Below are 25,903 nucleotides of genomic sequence, written 5' to 3' on the forward strand. Positions count from 1 at the left end.
GGCTCCTTCAGGCGATGCGTCGCAGCGGCGGGATCACGTAGTCGCCGGCGATGAAGCCGTCGGTGGGGTGGTACAGGCGCAGGATCAGGTAGAACGGGGCGTCCGGCGCCGGCAGCCAGTTGTCGTGTGCCTGAGCGGGGCGCTGGTGCGAGATGGTCAGCGTGAGGCCGCCGTCGGCGTCGTATTGCAGCCCGGGGCTGCGGTCGCCGAGCGCGTAGCGGCCGATCGCGTTGTCGGTGAAGAAGCGGTCGGCGCCGTAGAGCGAGACCGACCAGAACGCCTGCGCCGGCGGCAGGTGTCCGGCCGGGAAGTGCAGCGCATAGGTATGGCGGCCATGCAGCAGTTCGCCGTCGGCATCGTAGTCGGCGGCGGCGTAGACGGCTTCGTCGGCGCGCAGTGCGCCCAGGCCCTTCATCGCGGTCACGGCGCGCTGCATCCAGTCGTCGCCATAGCGGCCCAGCAGCAGGCTGTAGGTCCAGCTCTTGCGCGCATGGCTGCGGGTATTGGCTTCGATCAGCGCCATGCCTTCGCGCCAGGCGCGGACCAGGCCCTGCTGCACCGCCGGCCGCAGCGCCCCCACGTCGACCGGCTCGCCCGCACGGATGCCGCACTTGCGCAGCAGCGACAGCAGGCCAGCCATGGAAGGCTCGGCCGGGTACTCACGCAGCGCGTTGAAGACGTTGGCGAAGAAGTCGAGCGCCGGCTCGCCGCCGTCGTGCCAGTCGCCCACGCAGGCGGGTTGCCGCGTGCTGCCGCCTGACAGGCGGAAGCCCTGCTCGAAGGCGCTGGCGGCGGGCAGGTCGTCGGTGCCGGTCACCAGCACGCGGCCCAGCAGCCAGACCAGCGACGTGGGGCAATGCACCACGTGCGCGCCGTCGGCATGCTGGCCGGGGCCGGCCAGCACGATGTCGGCGCCCGCGGCGGGCACGTTGCGCGGGCCCAGGTTCTCGAAGTTGTTGGTCCAGGCGTCGAGCAGTTCCACCACGTAGTATCGGCGCGCATCCGGAAGTGCCGGCACGTGCAGCGTGACGGGCCCATCGGCCAGGTTGACCCAGGCGCAGAAGTAGAGCAGGTCATTGGCCGGCGTGACGATGTCGCGGTCGCGGTGCGTCCACGGCTGCGTGCTGGCCGACAGCGTGTTGACCGGCGCGCGCCCGTAACCGGTGGCCTGCGCCACTGAAGTCTGCAGCCGGCAGGTGCGCAGGCTTTCGAACAGCGGATACGTGGCCAGCACCAGCGGCAGTGCCGCCGCGGCGGTCAGGGCTTCCTGCGGGGTGTCGATTGGGGCGCCGGCAAGGAAGGGCGCAGCGGGTTGGTTCATCGGGTGGTCTCCTCGTTGGGTCTGTTGGTGTGGTTCTCGGGGTCCGTCGCATGCAGGGTCACGACGGCATCGGCGGCGACTACGCCGCGCGCGGTGACGATCAGCGGGTTGATTTCGAGTGTGTCCAGCCGCGGCCCCAGCGCCGCCGCGGCCTGCGAGACGCGCACCAGCACCTCGGCCACGGCCCCGGCGTCGATCGCGGGATGGCCGCGGTGGCCCGACAACAGGGCCTCGGCACGGCTCGCGCGCAGCATGGTGCGCGCACGGGCATGGCTCAGCGGCGCCAGGCCGAACGCGGTCTGGCGGAAGATCTCCACCGCGGTGCCGCCGATGCCGGCCAGCGCCACCAGCCCGAACACCGGGTCGCGCCGCACGCCCACCATCAGTTCGCCCCAGCCGCGCACCATGCCGGCGACCAGCGCGCCATCAAAGCGCGCCGGCGTGCCGTGGCTGGCCGCGGCGGCCTGCACTTGGGCAAAGGCGGCACGGGCCGCCTGCGCGTCGGCCACGTTCAGCACCACGCCGCCGACATCGCTCTTGTGCAGGATGTCGGGCGAGCACAGCTTGATCGCGACCGGATAGCCGATGGTGTCGGCGATGCGCACGGCCTCGTCGGCGTCGCGCGCCAGGCCGTGCGGCGCGGTGGGGATGCCGCACGCGGCCAGCCACTGCATCGCTTCGAACTCGGACAAGGCGGTGGCGCCGGGCGGGACAGCGGGAACGGGCAGGCTGCCTGCGGCGGCGGCTGCGGGGATGGGCGCCTGTGCCGCCCCGGCTTGCGCCGCGGCACGGGCCAGCACGGCCACGGCCTGCACTGCGTGCGCGGGTTCGCGGAACACCAGCGCGCCGCGCGCTTCCAGCCAGCGGCGCTTGTCGTCATCGGCGAGGCCGCTGAACAGCAGCGGCGCCGCGGTGCCGCTGCGGTACAAAGCCTCGACGGTGTGTTGCAGGCCGGGCCAGATCCGCGGCGAGCCTACGCCGCCGGCCAGGAAGGCCACCACGCTGCCGTAGTCCGGGCTTTGTGCCGCGGCGGCAATGGCGTCCAGCAATACCTCGGGCTGCGCCACCACCTGGCCGGTGACGTCGATGGGGTTGGCGGTGCTGGCGAACGGAATCGCGCTGCGCAGCGCCGCGGCAGGGGCTTCGGGCATCGGCGGCAGCGGCAGGTCCAGCGCCTCGGCCTGGTCCGCCATCATGATGCCGACGCCGCCGGAGACGGTGACCAGCGCGACCGGGGTCACGGCGTTGGCCGGCTCCTTCGCCGAAGGTTGCCACCGCGTCGGCCGGCGCCCGCGCGACAGCACGTAGCCGAGGCGGAAGAACTCCTCCAGCGTATCGGCGCGGAACACGCCGTATTCATCGAATACCGCCTGGTAGACCGCGTCTTCGCCCGCCAGGCTGGCGGTGTGCGATTGCGCGGAGCGCGCGCCGGCTTCGGTGGTGCCCACCTTGGTCACCACCACCGGCTTGCCCGCCGCCCGCGCGGCTCCCAGCGCGCGGCGCAGGCGGGTGCCGTCGCGGCAGCCTTCCAGGTAGGCCAGGATCACGCGCGTGGCGTCGTCGCGGGCCAGCCATTCGATAACGTCCGCCACATGCAGGCCGGCTTCGTTGCCGGTGGTGACCCAGTGGCTCAGGCCCAGCTGGGCCTCGCGCGCCAGCGCGAAGGCATAGGCCCCGAAGGCGCCGCTCTGGCTGACCAGTCCGACCTCGCCGACCGGTGGCAGCCCGCCGAGCGGGATCGGCGAGAAGGTGGCGAACACGCGCTCGCGCAGGTTCATCGCGCCCAGGCAGTTCGGTCCCAGCAGCGTGATGCCATGGGCCTGCGCCAGCGCCGCCAGTTCGGCCTGCAGCGCGATGCCATTGCCGCCGGTCTCGGCAAAGCCCGAGGTGAAGAACACCGCGGCGCGCGTGCCGTTGCGCGCCAGCTGGCGCATCGTGTCGAGGCTGGCGCTGACCGGCAGCGCGACGATGGCGAGGTCGGCCGGCACGCCCAGTGCATCCAGCGTCGGCACCGCGGCCAGCCCCTGCACTTCGCTGGCGGTCGCGTGGACCGGGACGATGCGGCCGGCGTAGCCCAGCTCGCTCAGCAGCCGCACCGGCATGCCGCCTACCTTGTCGGGCTGGGTGGAAGCGCCGATCACGGCGATGGTGCGCGGTTGCAGCAATGCGCCAAGGTCTGGCATCGGTGTCTCCGTATGCGTGCGCCGTCACGTGGGGCCCTTGCAGGCTGGCGCGGCTGGTCTTGTCATGGGTGATGCCGGCCGATGTTGTCATAACATGTTATGATGAGTCAACGTTGTTATGATAAGTAGATGCCCGCATGGGCCGTTCCCATGAATCCCTCGAATCTCGTGACAACCAGTTCATTGCCCCGCTTCAAGCAGATCGAAGGCGCGCTGCGCCAGCGCATCGTCAACAACGAATGGACGCCGGGCATCAAGCTGCCGTCGGAAGCCGAGCTGATGGCGGAGTTCGGCGTCAGCCGCATCACGGTGCGCCAGTCGCTGGCATCGCTGCTGGCGGAGGGACTGATCGAGACGGTCCACGGCAAGGGCAGCTTCGTCAGCCGTCCCGCGGGGCAGGCCGACCTGGGACCGCTGACCGGCTTCTATGACTACATGCGGGCCCGTGGCCACGAAGCGCACGGCAAGCTGCTGTCGACGCGGCTGATCACCGCGCCGGCCATCGCCGCCGATGCGCTGCGCGTGCCGCTCGGCAGCAAGCTGCTGAGCGTGACCACGCTCAAGTCCGTGGCCGGCACGCCGGTGGCGGTCGGCGTCACCATGGCGCCCGAAGCGCTGATGCGCGCCATCCTCGAGCACGACCTGGAAAACAACGACGCGCTGATGATCGTGGAGGCACGGCTTGGCTATCGCCTCAAGTACCTGCACACGGAAAGCGCGGCGATCCCCGCGACCGCGGAAAACGCGCGCCGGCTCAAGGTCGAGCCGGGCGAGCCGCTGTTGCGCATCCGCTTCACGCCGCACGACATCGACGACCGGCCGCTGGCGTTTTCGGAATTCATGTTCCGCGGCGACAAGTTCACCTACAAGGCCTGCGTGCGGCGTTAGGGCCGCTGCTTGTGGCGGCAAGGGAACTTTTGCCCGCGCGCCGCGGCCTGAACTGCATCGGTGCCGGCGCCAGGGTGGTGCGGTCCGGCGCCGCCCAGTCGCAGGAGTCCAGGATGTTCTCGCCGCTTTCCCCACGTTTGCTGTCCACTGCGCTCGCGGTAGCGTTGTCCGCGGGCGTGCCGGCCGCGCTGGCCGCGGCCCAGCAGGATGCATCGCGGCCGCCTGGCAAGGAGGGCGCGCCCGAGGTCGCCTGCAGGCATGCGGTCAAGGCGGCGCTGCCCAACCCGGCCAGCTTCAAGTGGGTGGCCGCCACCGCGCGCCAGATCGACAAGGACAACTACAGCGTGGTAGCCGATGTCGAATACCTGGCCCAGGACGGTGCCGTGCGCGAAGCCAAGGTCCAGTGTGACGTACGGCGCGAGCAGGGCAACCGCTACGCCGTGCCGAAGATGCGGCTGCCGCATTAATCCCAGACTGCCTCACCTGCGCCCGTTGTTGCAATTTAATGTGGACGCTGTCCATTTCGTTTGCTAGTCTATGTGTACAGCATCCACAAATGCTCGCGGCAATAGTCACATCCCGGCCGTTACCCACCCACTGGAGACTGAACATGCAAATCGAAGCACAAAAGGAACACCGCTGGCTGCAACGTCTGATTGGCAACTGGATGGCGGAGGGCGAGGCCGTGATGGGACCGGACCAGCCCGTGCAGACCTGGCAGATTCCGGAGCGGGTCAGCGCGATCGGCGACGTCTGGGTGCAGTGCGTGGCCCAGGGCGACATGCCCGGCTGCGGCCCGGCCTCGACGGTCATGACGCTGGGCTACGACCCCGCGCGCAAGCACTTTGTCGGCACCTTTATCGGCTCGATGATGACCCACCTGTGGGTCTACGAGGGCGACCTCGACGCGGGCGGCCAGCAGCTGACGCTTCGCGCCGAAGGGCCGGACTGCTCCGGCAACGGCCGCATGGTGCAGTACCGCGACGTGATCACGTTCCGCGACGACAACCACCGCGAACTGACTTCATACATGCAGGGTGAAAACGGCGAGTGGACGCAGATCGTGAAGGCCACCTACCGCCGCCAGCCGTGAGCGTCAGGAGCGCTCCCCGGCCATCCGCGCCAGCCGCGACAGGCGCGAGCCGGGGCCGGGCGGATCGTCGTGGCGGCCGCCGCGCTGCCGCGCCGCATTGCGCCGGCGGCGGCGCAGCAACAGCAGCAGCGAGGCGGGCACCAGCAGCACCAGCGCCAGCAGCGCAAAGGTGAGCAGCCCCGGGTCGCGCGCCGCGGCGGCGACCCGGTCCACCAGCAAGGCACTGACCACGATACCCGGCAGCATCCCCAGCGCGGTGCCGATCAGGCAATCGCGCAGGCTGATGCGCGAGGCGCCCACCACCAGGTTGACCAGCGAGAACGGTGCGATCGGCACCAGCCGCAGCACCACCATGGCGACGATGCCGTGCTTGCCCAACTGGTGGCTGACGCGGTTCAGCCGCCTGCCGCCAAAGCGGCGCACCGCGCGGCGCCCCAGCAGCCGCCCGGCCAGGTAGCCCGCGCCGGTGCTCAGCACCGTGCCGCCCAGGGCCAGCACGGCGCCATAGAGTGGGCCGAACACCACCACCGTGACCAGGATCAGCAGCGTCACGGGCAGCATCGTCACCGCGCCGGCCAGATAGACCCCCATCATCGCCAGCGGCGCCAGCGGCATCTGGTCGACGCGCTCGATCGCGCCCAGCAGCGCGCGGAAATCCGCCCACTCGCGCAGCGGCGTATAGCGCCACGCAAAGGCCAGCCCCGCCATCAGCAGCGCCAGCGCCACCATCGCCCCGACGCGCCCGAGCACGCGCGGGCGCGCCTCGTGGCTGACAAACTCGGCCAGCACCTGGTCGCTGTCGATCGGCTCGATCGGGTCCAGCAGGTTGGCGGCCGGTGACGCGGCATCGACATCGTCTGGCAGCGGCGGCACATAGTCTTCCAGCGAGCGGCCGTCGCTGCGCTGCAGGTTGCGGATCGCGCCGAGCACGCTGCGCGTGGCGGCCACCTCGGCCTGGAACGCCTCGGGCGAGACCTCCAGGTGTTCGCCCAGCAGCCGCGCGCGCATCGCGGCGATGGCGGCCTGGATGCGCGGCTCGCCGCCGGAGACCACCACGATGTTGCACTCGGTGTCCAGTCCCAGCGAACGGTTGCTGAGGTTGGCGGAACCGATGGTGAGGAAGTCGTCGTCGATCACCGTGACCTTGCTGTGGACGTTGACGCATTCGGGGTGCAGGTTGGGGATCGTCGGGCAGTACAGGCGGAAGCGATCGAACTTGTCGGCCGCGCGCAGCCGCCGGTACAGGCGCGCGCGCAGCACGCCCATGCTGTGCGCCTCGAGCCAGCCGCTCTCGTTGCGGCGCGACACCAGCACGATATCCGGGCCGTCCTCGTGCCCCAGCCGCGCGGCCAGCGCCTTGGCGATCTCGCCGGAGCTGAAGTACTGGTTCTCCATGTAGATGCTGTGCCGGGCCGAGGCGATGGCATCGCGCAGCAGCATGCGCACCTCGCTGACGCCGGGTTCGTCCTCGCACATGGGCATGGTGCGGGCAATGCCGACGCGCACGTCGGTCAGCTCGGGCGCCAGGCTCGGCGGCCATGGGTCCGACGAGGTTGCCGCCACCGGCCGCGGCTGGCTGCCGCTGGCGCGCAGCCAGCGTTCCGCGCAGAGCTTGCCGAGCGCGGCGGCCGCGCTGCCGTCGACCGCGCACTGCACGTCATGGAAGGGCGCGTAGGGCCGCCCCTCGGCCATGCGCAGCGGTGCGCCGGGCGCATGCTGGTTGTCGTCCCAGCGGCGCAGTGTCAGGTCCAGCCCGCCGACGAAGGCGACCTTGTTGTCGAGCACCACCACCTTCTGGTGGTGCGATGCGCCGGGAGGATGATTGCCGTCCAGCAGGAACGACAGATGCCGGTGCGCCTGCCAGTGCGCGCTGGCCGACGGCAGCCATTCGCGCTCCATCGCCATCACCATGGCGTAGTCCCAGCTCAGGATGTAGATGCGCAGGTTGGGGCGGCGGTCGGCCAGCGCGCACAGAAAGTCGCGCAGCCCGGGCGGCAGGCCATCCTGCGCGCCGGCGGGGACCAGTTCCATGCGGCTGTCGATGTCCCAGCCCAGGATGAAGATGGTGTGCTCGGCCAGCGGCAAAGCTTCGCGCAGCGCGCGGAAATAGGCGTCGGCGTCGACCAGCATGGCGAAGCGCCGGCACGGTTCGACGCGCCAGCAGTTCCGCCCGGGTTCTAGCTGGAAGCCGGGCGGCGAGGCGGGATCATGCGGTGGTGGCGACGCCGGGGGCGCTGGGGACGCCGTGGTGCCGGGCGGATTGTATTGCCTCATTGCGCACGCTCAGGGGAAGCGAAAGCCATAGCCTGGAGCGTCGCGCAAGTTCCGTACCCTGCGCAAGCCCCCGTTGGTGCCGCGCCGGGCGCGGCTTTTGCGTGTGCGCCTTACCTGCCTTTGTAAGAACGGCACGCGCGAGCCGGCGTGCCGGAGGGCCTGGAGCGTGTCAGGACGCGTGTCAGGACGCGTGTCCGCGCCGCAGCGTGGCGGGCCGGGCGATGCCCCAGACATCCAGCAGCGGCTCGAAGTGCGGCGTGTTGTCGCGCGGCGCGGGAGTGACGCGCCGTGGCGGCGGCAACGGGCGGCCGGTCAGCACCAGCGGAGTTTCGGCTTCGGGCGGCAGGTCCGGCTCGCCCTCGTAGGCCACGACGCCCATCTGGCGGGCGGATTTTAGCGCGCGGGTCAGTTCGGCGGCGCTCAGGCGGCTGGCGGTGGCGAGCCGGTGCCGGGGCATGGGCCCATTGGCACGCAGGCTGGAAATCAACGCCATCACGCATTCCCGGGTGGTTCGATTCATGTCGCTGCGTCAGAAAAATGGTGCGGCAGCGAACCCGCCGATCGGGTTCCTTGCCTGCGGATAACCATTCTTCAGCAGGGGTCATGGTCTTGCCAACCCGATATGACACTTGTTCACATTCCTGCCAGGCAAGGCAATGTCCTTGCATGGCGCATCAGTGCCGCGTTTTCGGGTCGCCGGTGGGAAAGCCGGGCGGCGCGCCGTCATGCCGGGTCAGCATGGAGCCATGCCGGCGCCACTTGCGGGCGTGGCGGTCCTGGATGTCTTCGGCAAGATCGTGCAGTTCCGCCACCCTGGCGTCGAGCGGGTCGGGATAGATGTCCAGCGGACGGTATCGGAGAAGAAAACGCATGGCGGGTCTCGGTGGTCCTGGTCGTCGGCCTGTGGCCTGACTCCAGTATTGGCGGTGGACCCGAGGTTTTCAGCAGAAGTTGCGCGACACTTTGATGCGACTCAATGCATCTGGCGCAATGAACTGTTGCGGCCCGCTGTGGCAGCGGGCACGCAAGGCAATGATGGCGAGGCAGCCGGGACCGCGTCGGGCGGGCCAGCCGGGATGGCGCTAGCGGCCGAGGCGGGAATTGCCGCGGGCGTCGCGGCAGTAGATCTTGCGCTCACGCACCAGGCCGTCGCGGCCATGGATGCACAGCGACACGCCATCCTCGCGGGCACGCATCCAGCCGGCAGCGATGGCGGCTTCCTGCGTCGGGAAGTGCAATGCCGCGTCGTCGGGGCCGCTTTCCAGGCCCTCGATGGTAAGCGCCCATTCCCCCTCGCTGGCGTATTCGGAGTCGCCGGTCGTGGCGGGAAGCACGTGGATGCTGCGTGACGTCATGGTGTTCTCCGTGATGGCTGGCAGTGACATTGGGTTTTTAAGGGATCCCGCGGCCGCGGGCTATCGGTCGGAGTCCTACAAGCATTTTCGGGACCAGCCGGCACCCCCTGGCGCGGCACCGCCGTAGTGCGGCATGCCGCGTGGCATGTCGCGCGTTCTGCTGACATCGCGGTAGGACGAATGCCGACTTTTCGTACCGCCACGGATTGCTACGATCCAATTGCCGGTTGGGCAACAGGCTGCCCGGTCAAGCCATTCCGAGCTCTTCCATCCTGGCGGCGCATGCCGCATCCACACGAAGCAAGGAGATCATCATGAGAAAGCTATACGCACTGTTTGCCCTCGCTGGCATGCTGCTGGTCACGGGTTGCAACACCATGGCGGGCGCCGGCAAGGATATCGAGCGCGGCGGCGAGAAGGTGCAGGGCGCGGCGGAAAGCACCAAGCAGAAAATGTAAGACACTGACGGCCACATGGTGGCCGGTCGACGGCCCGTGCCCCAGGCGCGGGCCGTTTTCATTCATGCGTGCGCCGCTTCGGTGCAGTTGCGGCGCCAGCTGGCCGGCGGTAGTCCGAATTCTCGCTTGAAGGCCCGGCTGAAGGCGGCCTCGGAGTCATAGCCGACCGCGCCGGCAACCTCGCTGATCGAGCGGTTGCCGCTGCGCAGCTCGGCCGCGGCGGTGCGCAGGCGCCAGTGCGCGAGGTACTGCATCGGCGGCTGCCCGAGCAGATCGGTGAAGCGCTGCGCCAAAGCCGAGCGCGACAGGCCTACGTTTCCGGCCAGTTCGTCGACGGTCCACGGATAGGCCGGCCGCGCATGCATGCGCGACAGCGCACGCGCCACGTAGCGGTCGCGCAGCGCGGCGAGCCAGCCGCTTTCATTGGCCGGCAGGGTGTCGATGCAGCGTCGAACCGCCTGCACGAACAGCAGTTCCGACAGCTTGGCCAGCACGGTGGCGCTGCCGGCGCGCGGTTCCGCCGCCTCCGAGGTGGCGAAGGCGAGCGCCGAGGCCAGCCACGCGGATTCCAGCCCGCTGCCCAGCCCCACCTTGAACAGCCGCGGCAACGATGTCAGCAGCGGATTGCCCATGGTGTCGTCGAAGCCGAGAAAGCCGCAGACCATGCGCGTGTGTTCGCCGCCGCCACCATAGGAGACCCGCATGACTTCGCCGGGACTGTTGCGCAGCAGGTCATACACCAGCGGCGCGGAAGGCAAGGGCTGCAGATGGAGGTCGCTGCCGAGCACATGCGGCTCGCCCTGCGGCACCACCAGCAGCTCGCCGGCTTCCACGCGTACCCCGGGGCCGGTGTCGTCGACCAGGCGCGCCCAGCAGACCCCTTCGGTGATCAGGTGATAAGACACCACGCGGTCGGCGCGCGGCAGGAACGCGGCGCGCAATTCAGCATCGGCTTCACTGATCAGGCACCACGGTGATTTGAATTCGCCGTTCAGGAACACGGCACCGCTCAGTTGCACGGCGCGCAAGAGGTCGGACAAGGCATCCATGGCCACATTCCTCCAGATCCGGGGTTTCGCGCAAGAAAGCCGGACGCCCGATCATACGGGCGAGGGGACCGGGCTCCGATACTAGCACCGTGCCCGTGGCCGTACAACGGCGCGGGACACACCACCTGACTGGACGGAGACAACACCATGGAAACCCTTTCCGCAGCGGATGCCAGCGCCGGCGCGCAGGCCGACTGGATCGGCCTTGCCGCCACGCTGGGCCGCACCTTCGATGGCCGCGCGCCCGAGATCGACGCGAGCGAACAATTCGTCAGCGCCAACTATGACGACCTGCGCGCGCACCGCTTCTTTGCCGCGGCGGTGCCGCAGGAGCTGGGCGGCGCCGGGCTGTCGCACCAGGAGCTTGGCGCGGTGCTGCGCGAACTGGGCAAGTACTGCGGCTCGACCGCGCTGGCCTTTGCCATGCATACACACCCGGTGGCCACGGCCGCTTGGCGCTGGCGCAATCAGCAAGCGCCGGTGGAGGGCCTGCTCAAGCGCGTCGGCGCCGAGCAGGTGGTGCTGCTCGGCAGCGGCGGCTCCGACTGGCTGCAAGGCAGCGGCAAGGCTACGCGCGTCGACGGCGGCTATCGCGTCGACGGGCGCAAGATCTTCGCCAGCGGCGCGCCGGTGGCGGACCTGTTCATGACCTGCGCGGTCTATGACGATCCCGAGGCCGGCCCCACCGTGCTGCATTTCGCACTGCCGATGAAGACGCCGGGCGTGCGCGTGCTGTCGAACTGGCACACGCTCGGCATGCGCGGCACCGGCTCGCACGATGTCATGCTGGAAGGCGTGCTGGTGCCCGACACCGCCGTTGCCGCGCGCCGGCCGCAAGGCGTATGGCATCCGATGATGCATACGGTGGCGATGATCGCGTTGCCGCTGATCTACGCCGTCTACGTCGGCATCGCCGAGGCCGCGCGGGATATCGCGCTGCAGCTGGCCCGCCAGCGGCGCCTGAACGCGCATGCGGTCGAGGCCGCGGGACGCCTGTGCAATGAAGCCGATGCCGCACGGCTGGCGCTCGATGCGATGTTCGCTGCCGCGGCCGGCCAGGCACCCGGCGCGATCACCACCAACCGCATCATGAGCGCCCGCACGCTGGCGGCGCGCGCGGTGCTGGCCACGGTGGAAGCGGCGATGGACCTGGCCGGCGGCGCGGGCTTCTATCGCGATGCCGGACTGGAGCGGCGCTTCCGCGATGCACAGGGTGCGCGCTTCCATCCGCTGCAGGCCGGGGCCCAGCAGGAGTACGCCGGACGCATGGCGCTGGGGCTGGATATCGATGCGCCGACCGGCGAGGTGCGCACGGCAGCGCAATGATGTCCGCCCTGGCCCAGCTCTCCTACGACACCGAGGCCTGCAATGACAGCGGCCAGGGCGAGAATGCCTGCGCCATCGGCCACGATGGCGCGGCACGCCGTGCCTTGCGCGATGCGCTGGGGCAGTTTGCCACCGGGGTGACCGTGGTCACGGCCGCCGGCGCCGATGGCCGCCCGGTCGGCGTGACCATCAATGCGTTTGCTTCCGTGTCGCTCGCGCCGCCGTTGCTGCTGTGGTGCCTGGCGCGAAGCTCCGGCAGTCTGCCGGCGTTGCGCGCCGCGCCCTGCCACGCGATCAACGTGCTGGGCAGCGCCCAGCTCGAAGTGTGCCGGCGCTTTGCGTCGCGCGCCGGCGATCGCTTCGCCGGAATTGCCCATCGCCCCGGCCCGTGCGGCACGGTGCTGATCGACGGCACGCTGGCGTACTTTATCTGCCGGCATCGCTCCGTGCGCACGGTGGGGGACCATGTGCTGTTCGTCGTGGAAGTGGTGGCCTACGGCGCCGCGCCGGGCACGCCGCTGGTGTTCCATGGCGGCGGCTTTGCCGACGCGCGCGAAACCGGCGCCGGTTAGGCGCGCTCGGCCCGCTTGCCCAGGATCACCAGTGCGATGCCGCCCAGCACGGCCGCCGCGCTCAGCGCCAGCCGCAAGGTCAGGTCCTCGCCGAGCCACGCGGTGCCACCCGCCGCGGCGATGACCGGCACGCTCAGCTGCACGGTGGCCGCGGTCGCGGCGCGCAGACGCGGCACCGCGGCGTACCAGATCACATAGCCAAGCCCCGAGGTGACGGCGCCGGACACCACCGCATAGGCGAGCCCCTGGCCATCCAGCGAGCGCTGCGCCTGGATCGCGGCACCGAGGGCCAGTGCCATGGGCACGGCGCGCACGAAGTTGCCCGCGGTGGTCTCGACCGGATCCGCGGCCCGCTTGCCACGCAGCGAATAAACGCCCCAGGCGACGCCCGCCGCAATCATCAGCAGCGATGAGGCCAGCGGCGGCGTCGCCAGGCTCGGCAGCATCAGCCACACCAGGCCGGTCAGCGCCAGCGCCAGGCCGACCCACTGCTGCGCGCGCAGCGGCTCGCCGGTGTAGAGCCCGTAGCCCGTCATGGTCGCCTGCACCGCGGCGAACAGCAGCAGCGCGCCGGTACCCGCGCTCAGGCGCTCATAGGCGAACGAAAACGCCGCGGCATAGCAGAACAGCGCCAGCGCCGAGACCCAGTTGCCGCCCAGCGTCATGGCGCCCGTGCCGTGGCGTCCGGCCTGCCGCCGCGCCATCACGATCAGCCACAACACCGCCGCCGCGGCTGCAACGCGCGCCAGCGTGAAGGTGCCGGCGTCGATGGTGGTGCCTTTCAGCGCCAGCCGGCATAGCAGCGAATTGCCGGCGAACGCCAGCATCGCCAGCGCGGTCAGCAGCGCGGTGTTTGCATGCGGCATGCGGGCCGGGCGCTGTGCTTAGCCGGCGGGCCTTGCGTTGCCGCTCTCGCCGGTCTCGTCGGCGTCGCCGAGGGCGAATGAAGACAAATGCTCGATCGCCCGGACCAGCCCGGAATGGTCCCAGCCCGCGCCGCCCAGCCCGTTGCAGACATTGAACAGCTGCTGGCACGACGCCGTATTGGGCAGGCCCACGCCCAGCTCGCGCGCGGTCGACAGCGCCAGCTCCAGGTCCTTCTGGTGCAGCGCAATGCGAAAGCCCGGCTCGAAGGTCCGGCGGATCATCCGTTCGCCATGCACTTCGAGGATGCGCGAACTGGCGAAGCCGCCCATCAGCGCCTCGCGCACGCGCGCCGGGTCGGCGCCGGCGCGGGCCGCCAGCACCAGCGCCTCGCCGACCGCCTCGATGGTCAGCGCCACGATCACCTGGTTGGCCACCTTCGCCACTTGGCCGTCGCCGGCCGCGCCCACGCGCGTGATGTTCTTGCCCATCAGCTGCAGGATGGGCAGCACGCGGTCGAACACCTCCTGCTTGCCGCCGGCCATGATCGACAAGGTGCCGGCCCTGGCGCCGACTTCTCCGCCCGACACCGGCGCGTCGATATAGTCCGCGCCAATCGCCTCGATGCAGCGCGCGAACTCGCGCGTGGCGATCGGCGAGATCGAGCTCATGTCGATCACCGTGACGCCGCCCGCGGTATCGACCAGTCCATCGGCGACGCCGCGCTCGCCGAACAGCACCTTTTCCACGTCGGGGGTGTCGGGCAGCATCAGGATGATGGTCTCCGACTGCCTGGCCACGTCCTCGGCGCTGGCACAGGCCTTCACGCCGGCATCCTGCAGGTCTTGCGGCACGCCGCTGCGGCTATGGGCGAACACGCTATGCCCGCCGTCGACCAGGTGCCGCACCATGGGCTTGCCCATCACGCCAAGTCCGATAAAGCCGATCTTGCTCATGTCAGTGTCCGGTAGGGTGGCGCGCCGTGCCGGCGCCGGCGCTTATCCAGATGATAGACCGCATCCCGGGCATCTCCGCCTGGACGCGACCACGCCGCGCTCGCGGCGAGTGCGCGGCCAAGTCGGGCCCGGCGCCAATATCTTTGCTCCGGCCGCAAAGGCATTAGGCGGTGCGCGGGTCTTATCGCCCGCCGCACCGGCCCATATTATTGGATCGGCAAAAAAAGCGGCCTCTCATCTTTGCTCAGAAAGCAATAGGTGCAATGTGCCCGCCACAAACAAGGCAATGCAAACCGAGGTGAAGCAAATGGAGACGGCAACTGTACGCAAGCAACGTTTCATGGTCCCGCTGGCGGCGCCGCCAGTGCCGGGTGTCCGGTGGCTGGCCGCGGCGCTGGCTGCCCTGGCGCTGGCCCTGCCCGCCGCGGCGAGCGCGGCCGAGAGCTGGCCGGCCAAGCCGGTCACGCTGATCGTGCCGTTTCCCGCCGGCGGCGTGGTCGACAAGGTCGCGCGCCAGACGCAGGAGGGCCTGCGCAAGCGCCTGGACCAGTCGGTGATCATCGACAACCGCCCCGGCGCCAGCGGCACCATTGGCACGGCCCAGATCGCGCGCAGCCAGCCGGACGGGTACACCATCGGCATGGTGTTCGACAGCTTTGCCACCGAGCGCCACTTCTATCCGAAGCTGCCGTATGACGCGCACAAGGATCTCGCCGGCGTCTCCTACATGGTACGGGCGCCGATGGTGCTGGTCGTGCCCGCCGCTTCACCCTACAAGACCGTGCAGGAGTACGTGGCGGCGGCACGAACACCGGGCAAGGTGTCGTACGCGTCGGTCGGGTCCGGCAGCTCCAACCAGCTGGTGGCCGAGGCTTTTCACGAGGCGGCCGGCACCAGCGGCATCCATACCCCCTACAAGGGCGGCGGGCCGGCCATCAATGACCTGCTCGGCGGCCACGTGGATTCGATGATCGCCAGCCTGGCGCTGTGCCTGCCGTATGTGCAGGCCGGCAAGCTGCGCGCGCTGGCGATCACGTCGACGCAACGCGACGCCCGCCTGCCCGGCGTGCCGGCCGTGGCGGAGCTTTACAAGGGCTTCGAGGCGTACTCGTGGGTCGCCATGATCGCGCCGGCGAAGACGCCGCCCGCGGTCGTGGCCAGACTTGCCACCGCGGTGACGGCAACGCTGCGCGATCCTGCCGTGGCGAAACAGCTGACCGATGGTGGGTTCGACATCGTGGCCGGCGACGGCGCCCAGGCGAACCAGCTGGTCCGGCAGGAATCGGCGCGCTGGGGCCGGCTGATCAAGTCCCGCAATATCGTTGCCGACTAGTACGTCGGCTCTAACCTGTCCACCATCCAGCATGCAGAACAAGCTCTTTATCAACGGGCGTTTCGTCGACGCACTGAGCGGCGCCACCATCGAAGTACTGAACCCGCACGACGGCAGTGTCATCACCCACATCGCGGCAGCGGAGGCGGCCGATGTCGACGTGGCGGTGGAAGCCGCCGCGCGCGCTTTCCCGGCGTGGTCGCGCATGGCCGCCGCCCAGCGCGGGCGCCTGCTGCTCAGAGTGGCGGATGCCATCGAAGCCAACGCCGAAGAGCTGGCACGGCTCGAATCGCTGGACACCGGCCATCCGATTCGCGATTCGCGCGCCCTCGATCTGCCGCGCACGGCCGCCTGCTTCCGCTACTTCGGCGGCATGGCCGACAAGCTCGAAGGCACGGTGGTGCCGGTGGAACCGGGTTTCCTCAACTACGTGCAGCGGGCGCCGATCGGCGTGGTCGGGCAGATCGTGCCGTGGAACTTCCCGCTGATGTTCACCAGCTGGAAGATGGGCCCGGCGCTGGCGGCGGGCAATACGGTGGTGATCAAGCCGTCCGAGCTGACGCCGCTGTCGTCGCTGCGCATTGCGGAGTTGATGGCCGAGGTCGGTTTTCCGGATGGCGTGGTCAACGTGGTGCCCGGCTACGGGCATACGGCGGGCCAGCGCCTTGCCGAGCATCCGCGCGTCGGCAAGATTGCCTTTACGGGCTCGACCGCCACGGGGCGCAGGATCGTCGAGGCCTCGCAGGGCAACCTGAAACGCGTGCAGCTGGAGCTTGGCGGCAAAGGCGCCAACATCGTCTTCGACGATGCCGATCTCGATGCCGCGGTCAACGGCGCGGCCTGGGCCATTTTCCATAACCAGGGCCAGGCCTGCATCGCCGGTTCACGGCTGGTGCTGCACGAGCGCATTGCCGATGCGTTCCTGGACCGGTTCAGCGCGCTGGCGGCTTCGATCCGGATCGGCAATCCGCTGGACCCGGAGACGGAGATGGGGCCTCTCACCTCCGCGCAGCATCGCGACCGGGTGCTGTCGTACGTGGATGTCGCGCGCGAGCAGGGCGGCAAGGTGCTGGCGGGTGGCAAGGCGCCCGCGGCGGCGGCGCTGGCGCAAGGCTACTATGTCGAGCCGACCATCGTGCAGGCGCGGCCCGATGACCGCGTGGCGCAGGAAGAAGTGTTCGGCCCGTTCGTCACCGTGCTGCGCTTTGGCAGCGACGAGCAGGCGCTGGCCATTGCCAACGGCACGCCGTACGGGCTCGGCGGCGGGCTGTGGACCCGCGACCTGTCACGGGCGCACCAGCTGGCCGGCGCGATGCATGCCGGCATGTGCTGGATCAACTGCTACAAGCGTGTCAGCCCCGGCAGCCCGTTTGGCGGCGTCGGACAGTCGGGCTACGGGCGCGAGATGGGCTTCGAGGCCATGCGCGACTACACCGAGGCACGCTCGGTGTGGGTGAATGTCGACGCGCAGATCGCGCCGCACTACCGCCGCTGAGGCGGCTGGCGCGTCGCGCCCTGGCGCCACGTGTCAGGCGCGCGGCGGCCGTCCCGCGAAGGCATCCTCCAGCAGCGCCCGGATGCCTTCCGGTTCGAGCGGGCGCGGGTTCGGATACTGGTCGCGCAATGCCAGCGCGCAGACCCGGTCGAGATCGGCCGACGCCATGCCCAGTTCGCGCAGCGAGGTTGGCGCGCCCAGCCGAAGGGACAGGTCGAACACGGCGCGCGCGCCGCAAGCGTGCGGAGCTCCCATGGCTTGCGCGATGGCGTGCATGGCTTGCGGCGCGGCCGCGGCGTTGTAGGCCAGCGCGTGCGGCAGCACCACCGTGTGCACTTCGGCGTGCGGCAGGTTCAGCGTGCCGCCCAGCGTGTGGCACAGCTTGTGATGCAGCCCCACCGTGGCGCTGCCGAGCACGGCGCCGCACAGCCAGGCCCCATACAGCGCATCGCCGCGCGCCGCACGCAGCGCGTGCGCCGGCGACGCCGCGTCGGCAATGACCGGCAGGGCCCGGCTCAACGCCGCAATGCCTTCGCGCGACATCCACTCGCTGACCGGGTTGCGGTCCGCGGCATAGAGCCCCTCGGCCGCGTGCGCGATCGCATTGATGCCGCTGGTCACGCTGATCGCGGCAGGCAGCGCCTGCGACAACTCGGGGTCATAGATGACCGTGCGCGGCAGTACGCGCGCATCGCGGCCGGTGCGCTTCAGGCCGGCGTCGGTCAGGCCGTAGATCGTGGTCATTTCGGAGCCGGCGTAGGTCGATGGCACGGCAATCACCGGCAGGTTCGATTCCAGCGCGATGGCCTTGCCCAGGCCGACGGTCGAGCCGCCGCCGATGGCAACCACGGCGCTGGCGCCGCTGCGCGCGGCGGCCTCGCGCGCGCGGCGTGCCTGTTCGATCGGGACGTGCATGACCGCGCCATCGAAGATGCCGGCGCTGCGTGGCCCCAGCAGCGCGGCGGCACGCTCGGCAAGGCCGCGCTGGCCGGGGGTGCACAGCACCAGCACGCGGCCGGCGCCGAGTGCGTCGGCTTCATCGGGCAGCCGTGCCAGGCTGCCATGGCCGAACACGACACGCTGGGGCAAGGTCTGGTAGGAAAAGGGATGCATGCAGGACTCGCGTCGGATAACGTGACCGGCCTTGGCGCTTTGCACGGCGTGCAAAGACTTGTCGCAGGCCTCAATGCCACCGATACTACGGGCAGCGCAATGGCTGCGGGAAGCCGTCGCGGCCGCGCAATGCCTTTGCAAAGGAAGCACAAATGGAATTTGTCCGCTTTGCCGAAAACCTGGCCACCTTTGTCGACGTCGCGCGTACCGGCAGCTTTTCCGCCGTGGCGCGCCAGCGCGGACAAGTGGCGTCGTCGGTGGCGCGCCAGATCGACGCGCTCGAACGCGAAATGGGCGTGGCGCTGTTCACGCGTTCGACCCGGGCGCTGGCGCGCACCGACGCGGGCGACCTGCTGTACGAGCGCGCGGCGCGCATCCTGCAGGACCTGAGCGAAACCCGCGATGCGGTGGCGGCGCTGGAGCAGGGCGTCGCCGGACGGCTGCGTGTCGCCTGCCTGCCGGCGTTCGCCCGCCGCCATGTGGTGCCTCACCTGGGCAGCCTCTACGCGCAGTATCCCGGCCTGTCGGTCGAGCTGGAGCTGACCGAGCGCGTGGTCGACCCGGTGGTCGAGCGCTTTGACCTGGTGATCCGCGTGGGCCAGCAGGCCGACAGCAACCTGATCGCCCGTCCGATCGCCACGCAGCGCTATGTCGTATGCGCGACGCCGGACTATCTGCGCATGCACGGGCGTCCGACGCATGTCGACGACCTGGCCCGGCATCGCCTGATCGACCGGGCGCACAGCACCAGCATGCGCGGCTGGCGCGAGCTGCTGACGCCCGCCCATGCCGCGCGCGTGGCATTCGCGGTCGAGTGCGACGATTGCGATGCCAGGCGCCTGTCGGTGCTGCAGGGGCTGGGCATTGCGCTGATGCCGGACTGGTCCGTGGGCGAGGACATCGGCGCCGGGCGTCTCGAGGAGCTGTTGCTGGAAGGCACCTTGCCGCAGCCGCAAAGCAATATCTACCTGCTGCGCGCGGCACCTCGCGCCACGGCGAAGGTCAAGGCGTTCTGCGCCCATCTGGCGCATGGCATCGGCTCGCCGCCGAGCTGGCAGCTGGCAATGGTGCCGTCGCGCGAGAGCGGACGGCGCAACCCGGCCGCACCGTTGCCGGAGGGGCCACGGCGCGCGCCGTCGGCCAAGGCCGGGAGCAGGACGACCGCGCGTGAAGCACGGGCATAGGTGCGCGACATCATGGCGCGGACATAAGGGCGCGGAGCAGGACCAGGCGATTTCGCCGCGGAAGTCCTGCCCCGGTGCATCAGGATGATTCAGAACCGGCGCCAGGCGCCGCATCGAAGTGAACTGGGACGATACTCGAATTTTCCTCGCCCTCCAGCGCGAGCGCACGCTGCGCCAGGCCGCCCGCGTGGCCGGCGTCGACCAGGCGACGGTAGGGCGCCGGCTGGCGGCACTGGAGCATGCGCTGGGCGCCACGCTGTTCCTGCGGACGTCCGAAGGCTATGTGCTGACACCCGCCGGCGAGAATGCGCTGCGCTCGGCCGAGAAGATGGAAAAGTTCGCCCATGACCTGGTCAGGCAGGCCCAGGGCGCGGACAGCCGGCTGGCAGGCGAGGTCAAGGTGACCACCACCGATTCGCTGGCGCTCGAGTTCGTGATCCCGGCGATCGCACGCGTGCATGCCGAGCATCCGGATGTGCGCGTCATGCTGAATACCTCGACGCAGATGCTGAACCTGGCGCGCCGCGAGGCGGATATCGCGATACGCAACATGAAGCCGGAGAATCCGGACCTGGTGGCGCGCCGGCTGGCGCACTGGCCCGTCGGCCTGTTCGCATCGTCCGAATACCTCGCGCGCCGCGGCACGCCCGCGCAGGCCGATGCCTTTGCCGGCCATGACGTGGTGATGTACCAGCCGTACCTGCACGGCAGTGCCGCGCCGACCCTGGTCGGCGAGCCGATCCACACCGGCAGGCTGGTGGCGGCGGTCAACTCCAGCCTGATGCTGCGGACCATGATCCGCACCGGCATGGCCATCGGCGAGGTGCCGGTGCCGCTGGCCGAGCGCGACGGGCTGGTGCGGATCTGGCCCGGGCGCGAGCGTGCCGGCCGCTATGAAGTCTGGCTGGTCACGCACCAGGACCTGCGGCACACCGCGCGGGTCAGGACGATGATCGACAGCATCGTCGACGTTTTCGAGCGTCACGGAGGCTAGCTTTCTGCTTCGGCGGTGTTCGCGGCCAACGGGGCCGACTACCGGATCCTGTTCGGCATCGCGCTGGCGGCGCCTGGGCTGGCGATGGTCCCGGATCTCGCGATCACGGTAGTTTGGCTGGCACGCGCGGACGTCGCGCAGCGGGGCCGGCTGCGCATGTGAAGCCTGCTGGCCCTGTCGGCTACGCGGCGCCGTGGCAGTCCACGGCAAGCACGATCTTGCCGATGCTCTGGTTGGACTCCATGCGACGGTGGGCCTCGGCGGCTCGTTCCAGCGGCACCACGCTGTCGACCACCGGCTTCAGTCCGCTGGCCTGGAAGTTCGCCAGCCAGTGCGCGCTGAAGCGGCTGACCATCGCGTGCTTCTCCGCTGGCGTGCGCGACTTCATCACCGTACCGAGAATCCTGAGGTGGCCGTACAGTATGCGTTCCAGCGGCACGCTGGCGCCGCTGCCGCCGCCGAGGAGCCCGACCTGGACCAGGCGGCCGCCATTGGCGAGCGACAGGATATTGCGCTCGAAATACGGGGCGCCGATAAAGTCGACGATGACATCGACGCCGCGTCCCGCGGTGGTTTGCTCGACCACGGCCTGGAAGTCGTCGCGCTGGTAATCGATCAGCACGCTTGCGCCGAGGGCATGCAGCGGATCCAGCTTGTGGCCGCTGGCCGTCACGAAGACCTGCGCCCCGCATGCCGCGGCCAGCTGCACCGCGGCGGAACCCACGCCGCTGGCCGCAGCGTGAATCAGCACGCGCTCGCCGGCGCGGAGCTGGCCAAGGTGGAGCAGGGCCTCGTGCGCGGTGACGAAGGCTTCCGGGATGGCCGCGGCCTGCACGTAAGTCAGGCCCGGCGGGATAGGCATGGCCATGCGATAGTCGATCCGCGCCAGTTCCGCATAGCCGCCACCGCCGACGATGCCCATGACGCGGTCGCCCGGCGCGAAGCCCTGTACCGCGTCGCCAACGGCCAGGACCTCGCCGGCAATCTCCAGGCCCATGAGCCCGGAGTCGCCAAAGTCGGCGCGGCCATAGGCACCCTGCCGCTGGTTGACGTCGGCGCGGTTCACGCCGGCGGCGTGGTTGCGCACCAGCAGGTCGTGGGGGCGTAACGCGGGATCGGGTACCTCGGCCAGTTGCAGGACATCGGCATCGCCGAAGGCGGGGAGGGTGATGGCTTTCACTTGGACTCCTGGAGAGGCTTGCGCAGGAGGAAGGGCGCGCAAGCCGATAAGGGAAGCCCAGTATAGGTTGGCGGTTTCGCGGCAATTGCAGGGACTTTTCCCTTGCTGCCATGCAATTCTGCAGCGGCCCGCCAACAACGCCGCCACGGGCCGTTTACGTCTTCACGAAATCCTACGGCGAGGCGCGCGGACATCTCGAGCGGCACGTTCTGGTCATCGTCGCCGTGTGGCCGACTTCAGTGGCCGGCGCGTGTGCCGGGCTCGGCTTCGTAGTTCACCGGCACCCACTCGTACCGGCTGCCGTGCTTGCGCAGATGGCCCAGGCCAGGGAACGAGATATGCGCCGCGGCGACAAGTGCGCGCTCGCGCAGGAGACGCAATGGCGGCGGTGACGGCGAGCCAGTTGGATGCACCGCAACGCGGGTGTTGCAGCGGTACTCGCAAGCACAGTGGCGCGCCTTGCGCGCGCCCAGATTCAGACGCACGCCAGCGCTGACAGCGGGCCGGGCGCGCGATGCCCGCTGGCCCGCGCCGCCGCCACGCGCGCCGCGGCGTCGTCCAGTTGCGCCAGCGTGCCGGCATCGATCGGGATCTGCTGCGCGCGGGCCGTGCGGAATGCGCGCTCGGGTTCGCCGGGAAGCTGGATGCCGGTCTGGCCAGGCTGCAGCCGCGCGCTTTTCATCCAGTCGGCGAAGGCCGCGACTTCATGCCCGAACGAGGTGCTGGTGCCGAGCCGCGCGGGATCGAACACGATCGCCAGCATGTTGTTCCAGACCGCGTGCTCGTGCCGCAGCGTTTCCGGGCGGATGGTATGGCCGCCGGTCACCGCGGCGCCGAGCAGTTCGCACATCACCGCCAGCACGTGGCCCTTGTGCTCGCCGAAGGGGCGCAACGCGCCTTGCGGCGTGTCGGGGGGCGGGTACATCACGGCGGCATCGGTGGTGGGCTGGCCCTGCGGATCGAGCAGGCAGCCGGCCCCAACCGGCACGCCTTTGTTATGGGCCACGCGCACCTTGCCCAGCGCGATGGCGCTGGTGGCGAAGTCCAGCACCAGCGGCGGCTCGCCGGCCAACGGCACGCCGATGGTGAACGGATTGGTGCCGTAGCGCGCGTCGTAGCCGCCGTGGGGCGCGACGATCGGCTTGGACAGCACGTTGACGAAGTGGATCGAGATCATGCCGGCGGCCGTGGCCTGCTCGGCCCAGTGGCCGACGCGCCCGAGGTGGTGCGACTGGCGCAGCCCCATCACGCAGACGCCGTGCTCGCGCGCGCGGGCGATGGCCATTTCCATGGCTTGCGCCGTCACCGCCTGACCCATGCCGCGGTTGCCGTCCAGGCTGAGCAGGCTGCCGCCGTCCTGCAGCACGCTGACCTGCCGGTTCAGCTGCAGCTCGCCGGCCTGCCACGCCAGCACATAGCGCGGGATCATGCCGACGCCGTGGGAGTCATGCCCGCTCAGGTTGGCGCCGACCAGGTGGTCCGCCGTCAGTTGCGCTTCCTGGGTGCTGCTGCCGGCGGCAAGCCAGAGATCGGTGACCCACTGGTGTAGCGCGCGGGTGGGAATGCGGAGTTCGCTCATGTCGGCCTTGGAGGGAGGAATACGTTGCGAAACACAAAGCCCCGTTGCCGTGTGACGGCAACGGGGCTTTCATGATACGTCCGGCCCGCGCGCGATGGTCCGCGCCTGGCCGGTGATCGGCAAATGCCTACCGGAGCGGGGCTTCGTGCGCCGGGGCTTGTGCCAGGATTTCCCTGATGCGGGCGAGGTAGCTGTCGCCCACCGCGCGGTGGATGCGCGCGGCTTCCGCGGCGAACTGGCGCCGGCTGGGCGGGCGGATGCCAAGGCTGCGGCAGATCGTGGACAGGTAGGGCTTGCGCGGGCCTGCCAGGCGATGCACCGCGCTCTGCAGCGCGGCGTCGCCGATGCGGCCGCGCAGCCAGGCCAGCACCTGGCGGTCATAGTCGTTTTGCACGCGGATCAGGTGTTCCATGCCGGGACTCCACTGTTCATCCATACAGGTACTGTAAATATATACAGTATCCGCATGGAGGCAAGAAAAATCCGGCCCGGGCTGGGAAAAAGGCTGTGCTACGGCTAGGCCTCGGTCGTTTTCAGAAGAGTCTTGGCTTCAGGGCCGTCACCCGACACCAGCGGCAACACCGCGTCGCGCTTCTCCAGCAAGTGGCGCTTCAGTACCGCCGCCAGGCGCTTGCCGTCGCGGGCTTCCAGCGCCTGGATCATCTCTTCATGGTCCTCGACCGCCTCGTCCCACTTGCCGCTTTGCTGGTTGGAGCGAAAGCGCAGCGCCTGCAGGCGGCGGTTGATCGACTGGTAGGTCTGGCGCAGCGCCCCATTGCGCGCGGCCTCGTTGATGCGGTCGTGGATCTCCTGGTTGCGGCTGTAGTAGCCCGGCAGGTCGTTCTGGGCGCGGCAGGCCAGCATTGCGTAGTGCAGCGCCTTGATCTGCGCGAGTTCCGCCGCGGTGATGCGCTCGCAGGCCAGTTCGCCGGAAAACGCCTCCAGCCCGCTCATCAGCTCGAAGCTCTCCCTGACTTCGGCCTCGCTCATGCGCGAGATGCTGGCGCCGCGGTTGGGCAGCAGGTCGACCAGGCCTTCGGCCGCCAGCACCTTGAGCGCCTCGCGCAGCGGCGTCCGCGAGATGCCCAGGGTCTCGCACAGCTCGCGTTCATTGAGCTTGGTGCCCGGCGCGAACACGCCTTCGACGATGAACTGGCGCAGGTGCTCGACCACGGTGTCGTGCAGGCGCGGGCGTGCCAGGCGCGGCAGCGAGGGCGGTGGAACGGGCTTCGAAACGCCCGCCGCCTGGTCGTCGCTATATGAGTTTTGCATTCAATGTCCTCTATCCACTTCGCGCGGATTCTACTGCATCTTGCATCCGGGCTTCAAAACGCGGGTTAACCATCACATATTGCCGCAAATCTGGCCTTGGACCGCACCCGTCGCTCTGCTATAGTCGATTGCATTCAAAATTCATAAAACAACAAGGAGGCGAGTTTTCCATGGTTCACCTCGATTTCCATCCTTCTGGCCGCCACTTCCTGCAGATCCCGGGCCCGAGCCCGGTGCCGGACCGCATCCTGCGCGCGATGAGCTATCCGACCATCGACCATCGTGGCCCGGAGTTCGGCGCACTCGGCCGCAAGGTGCTGGCGGGCATCAAGGAAATCTTCAAGACCCGGCACCCGGTGATCATCTATCCGGCGTCGGGCACCGGTGCCTGGGAAGCGGCGCTGACCAACACGCTCAGCCCGGGCGACCATGTGCTGATGTTCGAGACCGGGCATTTCGCAACCTTGTGGAAAAAGATGGCAGAGGCCCTGGGCCTGCGCCCGGAATTCCTGGGTCTGCCCGGCATCGAGGGCTGGCGCCGCGGGGTGCAGGCGGACATGATCGAGGCGCGCCTGCGCGAGGACAGCGGCCACACGATTCGCGCGGTGTGCGTGGTGCACAACGAGACCTCGACCGGCGTGACTTCTGATATCGCCGCGGTGCGCCGGGCCATCGACGCCGCCGGGCACCCGGCGCTGCTGCTGGTGGACACGATCTCGGGCCTGGGTTCGGCCGACTATCGCCATGACGAGTGGGGCGTCGACGTAACGGTGTCCGGCTCGCAGAAGGGCCTGATGCTGCCGCCGGGGATCAGCTTCAACGCGCTCTCGCCCAAGGCGATTGCCGCCAGCCAGCACGCCACGCTGCCGCGCGCGTTCTGGGGCTGGGCCGAGATCATCGAATCGAACAAGAACGGCTACTGGCCGTACACGCCCAACACCAACCTGCTGTACGGCCTGTCCGAGGCGCTCGACATGATCCTGGGCGAAGGCCTGGAACAGGTCTTCGCCCGCCACCGGCGGCTGGCCGAGGCGACGCGCCAGGCCGTGCGCGCGTGGGGCCTGGAGATCCAGTGCGCGGACCCCGCGGTGTACAGCCCGGTGCTGACCGGCGTGATGATGCCCGACGGCGTCGACGCGGATGCGGTGCGCAAGCTGATCTATGAGCGCTTCGACATGTCGCTGGGGCAGGCGCTGGGCAAGATGCGCGGTCGCATGTTCCGCATCGGCCATCTGGGCGATTGCAATGACCTGACCCTGATGGCCACGCTCGCCGGTTGCGAGATGGGGCTGAAGCTGGCCGGCGTGCCGCTTGCCGGCAGCGGCGTGGCCGCAGCGATGGCGTCGCTCGCTGCGCACGCCGACAAGCCGGTGGTCAAGGCCGCCGCCTGAGCGAAGCGGATCGAGCCGCGCGG

General features: G+C 69.5%; 26 protein-coding genes and 1 pseudogene. 12 read left to right on the forward strand and 15 right to left on the reverse strand.

The genetic code is table 11. The features are described 5' to 3' along the window. Positions 1–7: 7 nt before the first annotated feature. Positions 8–1,321 carry a DUF1254 domain-containing protein gene (locus tag C7416_RS03145; RefSeq protein ID WP_111517066.1) on the reverse strand — a complete coding sequence of 438 codons (1,314 nt, stop codon included), beginning with the start codon at positions 1,319–1,321 and terminating at the stop codon, positions 8–10. Beyond that, entirely contained in the window at positions 1,318–3,504 is a 2,187-nt protein-coding gene (locus C7416_RS03150; RefSeq protein WP_111517067.1) for an acetate--CoA ligase family protein, read from the reverse strand. Before C7416_RS03150 ends, C7416_RS03145 begins: the two co-directional genes overlap by 4 nt. Before the next feature lie 150 nt (positions 3,505–3,654). Between C7416_RS03150 and C7416_RS03155 the strand changes: the two genes are divergently transcribed. The 3 genes from C7416_RS03155 (at position 3,655) to C7416_RS03165 (ending at position 5,485) form a co-directional block, all read left to right on the forward strand. Next, on the forward strand, positions 3,655–4,392 hold the full coding sequence (locus C7416_RS03155) for a GntR family transcriptional regulator (protein WP_111517068.1): 738 nt from the start codon (positions 3,655–3,657) through the stop codon (positions 4,390–4,392). Positions 4,393–4,505: 113 nt separating this feature from the next. Continuing rightward, complete coding sequence (locus C7416_RS03160) at positions 4,506–4,859, forward strand: DUF2880 domain-containing protein (RefSeq protein ID WP_111517486.1); 354 nt, start codon at positions 4,506–4,508, stop codon at positions 4,857–4,859. 143 nt (positions 4,860–5,002) lie between these two features. Continuing rightward, positions 5,003–5,485 (forward strand): DUF1579 domain-containing protein, encoded by a 483-nt coding sequence (locus tag C7416_RS03165; protein WP_111517069.1) that lies wholly within the window; start codon positions 5,003–5,005, stop codon positions 5,483–5,485. A 3-nt stretch (positions 5,486–5,488) separates the two neighbouring features. Here the strand turns inward: C7416_RS03165 and C7416_RS03170 are convergent, their stop codons facing one another. The 4 genes from C7416_RS03170 to C7416_RS03185 all read right to left on the reverse strand — a co-directional run bounded on the left by C7416_RS03170 (position 5,489) and on the right by C7416_RS03185 (position 9,114). Beyond that, on the reverse strand, positions 5,489–7,759 hold the full coding sequence (locus C7416_RS03170; RefSeq protein ID WP_111517070.1) for a VTT domain-containing protein: 2,271 nt from the start codon (positions 7,757–7,759) through the stop codon (positions 5,489–5,491). Positions 7,760–7,940: 181 nt separating this feature from the next. Further along, positions 7,941–8,279: a hypothetical protein gene (locus C7416_RS03175; protein ID WP_373377236.1), complete on the reverse strand. Its 339-nt coding sequence runs from the start codon at positions 8,277–8,279 to the stop codon at positions 7,941–7,943. Between the two features lie 154 nt (positions 8,280–8,433). Next, complete coding sequence (locus C7416_RS03180) at positions 8,434–8,631, reverse strand: hypothetical protein (RefSeq protein WP_111517072.1); 198 nt, start codon at positions 8,629–8,631, stop codon at positions 8,434–8,436. A gap of 210 nt (positions 8,632–8,841) precedes the next feature. Then, a complete protein-coding gene (locus tag C7416_RS03185; protein ID WP_111517073.1) occupies positions 8,842–9,114 on the reverse strand; it encodes a DUF2188 domain-containing protein in 273 nt (90 codons plus the stop codon). 314 nt (positions 9,115–9,428) lie between these two features. On the opposite strand from C7416_RS03185, the gene C7416_RS03190 reads away from it, so the two are divergent. After that, the gene (locus C7416_RS03190; RefSeq protein WP_012355598.1) at positions 9,429–9,572 is read left to right on the forward strand and encodes an entericidin A/B family lipoprotein; all 144 of its coding nucleotides are present in this window, start codon (positions 9,429–9,431) and stop codon (positions 9,570–9,572) included. 62 nt (positions 9,573–9,634) lie between these two features. On the opposite strand, the gene C7416_RS03195 is transcribed toward C7416_RS03190, so the two are convergent. Continuing rightward, complete coding sequence (locus C7416_RS03195; protein WP_111517074.1) at positions 9,635–10,621, reverse strand: AraC family transcriptional regulator; 987 nt, start codon at positions 10,619–10,621, stop codon at positions 9,635–9,637. Positions 10,622–10,768: 147 nt separating this feature from the next. Here C7416_RS03195 and C7416_RS03200 point away from each other — a divergent pair, with 147 nt between their 5' ends. Next, on the forward strand, positions 10,769–11,947 hold the full coding sequence (locus C7416_RS03200; protein ID WP_111517075.1) for an acyl-CoA dehydrogenase family protein: 1,179 nt from the start codon (positions 10,769–10,771) through the stop codon (positions 11,945–11,947). Then, positions 11,944–12,519: a flavin reductase family protein gene (locus tag C7416_RS03205; RefSeq protein WP_111517076.1), complete on the forward strand. Its 576-nt coding sequence runs from the start codon at positions 11,944–11,946 to the stop codon at positions 12,517–12,519. The genes C7416_RS03200 and C7416_RS03205 overlap by 4 nt, the downstream gene beginning before the upstream one ends. Here the strand turns inward: C7416_RS03205 and C7416_RS03210 are convergent. Both C7416_RS03210 and C7416_RS03215 read right to left on the reverse strand, forming a co-directional pair. Further along, a complete protein-coding gene (locus C7416_RS03210) occupies positions 12,516–13,385 on the reverse strand; it encodes a DMT family transporter (RefSeq protein ID WP_111517077.1) in 870 nt (289 codons plus the stop codon). The genes C7416_RS03205 and C7416_RS03210 overlap by 4 nt on opposite strands. 18 nt (positions 13,386–13,403) lie before the next feature. Continuing rightward, complete coding sequence (locus tag C7416_RS03215) at positions 13,404–14,339, reverse strand: 2-hydroxy-3-oxopropionate reductase (RefSeq protein ID WP_111517078.1); 936 nt, start codon at positions 14,337–14,339, stop codon at positions 13,404–13,406. A gap of 340 nt (positions 14,340–14,679) precedes the next feature. Here C7416_RS03215 and C7416_RS03220 point away from each other — a divergent pair, with 340 nt between their 5' ends. Both C7416_RS03220 and C7416_RS03225 read left to right on the forward strand, forming a co-directional pair. Further along, positions 14,680–15,672 (forward strand): tripartite tricarboxylate transporter substrate binding protein, encoded by a 993-nt coding sequence (locus tag C7416_RS03220; RefSeq protein ID WP_181461149.1) that lies wholly within the window; start codon positions 14,680–14,682, stop codon positions 15,670–15,672. A 31-nt stretch (positions 15,673–15,703) separates the two neighbouring features. Further along, positions 15,704–17,167 carry an aldehyde dehydrogenase family protein gene (locus C7416_RS03225; RefSeq protein WP_111517080.1) on the forward strand — a complete coding sequence of 488 codons (1,464 nt, stop codon included), beginning with the start codon at positions 15,704–15,706 and terminating at the stop codon, positions 17,165–17,167. A 33-nt stretch (positions 17,168–17,200) separates the two neighbouring features. On the opposite strand, the gene C7416_RS03230 is transcribed toward C7416_RS03225, so the two are convergent. Next, the gene (locus C7416_RS03230) at positions 17,201–18,280 is read right to left on the reverse strand and encodes a maleylacetate reductase (protein WP_111517081.1); all 1,080 of its coding nucleotides are present in this window, start codon (positions 18,278–18,280) and stop codon (positions 17,201–17,203) included. A gap of 152 nt (positions 18,281–18,432) precedes the next feature. On the opposite strand from C7416_RS03230, the gene C7416_RS03235 reads away from it, so the two are divergent. The 3 genes from C7416_RS03235 to C7416_RS29070 all read left to right on the forward strand — a co-directional run bounded on the left by C7416_RS03235 (position 18,433) and on the right by C7416_RS29070 (position 20,620). After that, a complete protein-coding gene (locus C7416_RS03235; protein WP_111517082.1) occupies positions 18,433–19,464 on the forward strand; it encodes a LysR family transcriptional regulator in 1,032 nt (343 codons plus the stop codon). A 118-nt stretch (positions 19,465–19,582) separates the two neighbouring features. Then, a complete protein-coding gene (locus tag C7416_RS03240; RefSeq protein WP_111517083.1) occupies positions 19,583–20,458 on the forward strand; it encodes a LysR family transcriptional regulator in 876 nt (291 codons plus the stop codon). A gap of 15 nt (positions 20,459–20,473) precedes the next feature. Continuing rightward, on the forward strand, positions 20,474–20,620 hold the full coding sequence (locus tag C7416_RS29070) for a hypothetical protein (protein ID WP_181461139.1): 147 nt from the start codon (positions 20,474–20,476) through the stop codon (positions 20,618–20,620). 19 nt (positions 20,621–20,639) lie between these two features. Here C7416_RS29070 and C7416_RS03245 read toward each other — a convergent pair whose 3' ends face one another. The 5 genes and pseudogenes from C7416_RS03245 to C7416_RS03265 form a co-directional block, all read right to left on the reverse strand. Continuing rightward, positions 20,640–21,638, reverse strand: coding sequence for an NAD(P)H-quinone oxidoreductase (locus tag C7416_RS03245; protein WP_111517084.1), 999 nt, complete (start codon positions 21,636–21,638; stop codon positions 20,640–20,642). Positions 21,639–21,874: 236 nt separating this feature from the next. Next, positions 21,875–22,000: pseudogene (locus C7416_RS29280) on the reverse strand (MBL fold metallo-hydrolase); the annotation flags it as partial. Between the two features lie 113 nt (positions 22,001–22,113). After that, positions 22,114–23,217 (reverse strand): malate/lactate/ureidoglycolate dehydrogenase, encoded by a 1,104-nt coding sequence (locus C7416_RS03255; RefSeq protein ID WP_111517085.1) that lies wholly within the window; start codon positions 23,215–23,217, stop codon positions 22,114–22,116. Between the two features lie 127 nt (positions 23,218–23,344). Further along, a complete protein-coding gene (locus C7416_RS03260) occupies positions 23,345–23,629 on the reverse strand; it encodes a CppA family protein (protein ID WP_111517086.1) in 285 nt (94 codons plus the stop codon). A 104-nt stretch (positions 23,630–23,733) separates the two neighbouring features. Next, positions 23,734–24,489 (reverse strand): GntR family transcriptional regulator, encoded by a 756-nt coding sequence (locus tag C7416_RS03265; RefSeq protein WP_111517087.1) that lies wholly within the window; start codon positions 24,487–24,489, stop codon positions 23,734–23,736. Positions 24,490–24,659: 170 nt separating this feature from the next. Between C7416_RS03265 and C7416_RS03270 the strand changes: the two genes are divergently transcribed. Then, entirely contained in the window at positions 24,660–25,880 is a 1,221-nt protein-coding gene (locus tag C7416_RS03270) for a pyridoxal-phosphate-dependent aminotransferase family protein (protein WP_111517088.1), read from the forward strand. Positions 25,881–25,903: the final 23 nt, after the last annotated feature.

The sequence above is a fragment of the Cupriavidus phytorum genome, from assembly GCF_003254285.1.
GTDB lineage: Bacteria > Pseudomonadota > Gammaproteobacteria > Burkholderiales > Burkholderiaceae > Cupriavidus > Cupriavidus phytorum.